Raw genomic sequence first — 1,184 nt, forward strand, 5'->3', positions numbered from 1 at the left:
TCCTAGGGAATCCGGTAAAGTCGCCATCTACGGTGTTTTTGTCTCTGGGCAAGCACTTTGGTTTTAACGTGGTGTTTGGTGTAGTTGGTCGTTCTAAAACATCTAACCAGTTCATCAAACATCACTCCGGCCACAAAAACACGTGGCCTGCGTTGGACGCACGATAGAGCCGTGCGCCGTTTATAAAAGCGTTAGGTGTTCGCATGGACTCAGATGTTGAAATTTTGATCGCAATATTTTTGGTAGTGGCTCTATTCATTTGGCTAATTCCAGCTTTGATTTACACGATTAAGATTTCTCGATTAAAAAGAATTGATCCAGTTTTAAAAAAACAACTGATATCCTCTCTCTGGTTTATGCCTCCAGTAGGATGCATTATTTGTTTGGTCTTATTTTCTAAAACTGGAAAGCTTCGAAAGTTATTAGAACAAGAGCATCATCAGGTATGGGTAGCCGGTGGTAATAGATAGTGATGTATTATCCACCTAACAAGTTGCGCAATGTTCGCCCCGGAAAAACACCCGGGGCTGGACTCGCTTTGCTGCGCGCCACTCGCCCATTCGCAAGGCGTTAAATGTCATAGGTAAGCTATGGATATTGCTCAACCAGACGATATGAAGGTAGTCTCAATGGCGCCTTACGAATACATTCACTACCAATGTAGTGGTGGTCGAGAATTTCTGTGTTTGTGTCTCGAATTAAGGTTTGGCACCCGTAGCGTGAATATTGAGTTAAGCGACACTGAGATCGCTAAACTAACAATAAACAGTAAGCAATTTATTTCAGGTATACGTTCCGAGTTCATCGAAAACTGTGATGAGTTCGAGCACTCTAGGCATATCAAAGAGTTTGAAAACTGGCCTGTAGTAAAGTCAGCATTAAAAAAGTGGCATGGTCGGTAGCTATGCGTATTAAAACATTTAACCAGTTTAGCCAGCATCGCCCACAAAGGGCCGTGGGCTGGACTCGTTTCACTCGCCGCTGCTAAAGGCGTTAGGCAAAAATAATCATGATCAAACATTTTTTACTTCTGATATGTTCAATTCTATTAACGTCCTGTGTCATTTTACCTGATGAGTATTTTTATCCTCAGGCCGAAGGGGCAAGTGCTGAGAGAGAGTTATGTCACGGAAGCGTAGGCGCAAAAAGTAAGCTGGTTTATGAATTAGACGACGTTAAAGTTG

The 1,184-nt window shown here is 42.6% G+C and carries 2 protein-coding genes; both read left to right on the top strand.

The window, feature by feature from the left end:
• Positions 1-203: 203 nt before the first annotated feature.
• Complete coding sequence (locus tag A3735_RS06875; protein WP_068633817.1) at positions 204-470, top strand: hypothetical protein; 267 nt, start codon at positions 204-206, stop codon at positions 468-470.
• A gap of 120 nt (positions 471-590) precedes the next feature.
• Positions 591-902, top strand: coding sequence for a hypothetical protein (locus A3735_RS06880; protein WP_068633999.1), 312 nt, complete (start codon positions 591-593; stop codon positions 900-902).
• The last annotated feature ends 282 nt before the right edge of the window (positions 903-1,184 follow it).

It is taken from the genome of Oleiphilus sp. HI0061, assembly GCF_001635675.1.

What these genes read in the sequence shown, in the direction of transcription:
- A3735_RS06875 (WP_068633817.1), top strand. Translation starts at nt 204, where the DNA reads ATGGACTCAGATGTTGAAATTTTGATCGCAATATTTTTGGTAGTGGCT.
- A3735_RS06880 (WP_068633999.1), top strand. Translation starts at nt 591, where the DNA reads ATGGATATTGCTCAACCAGACGATATGAAGGTAGTCTCAATGGCGCCT.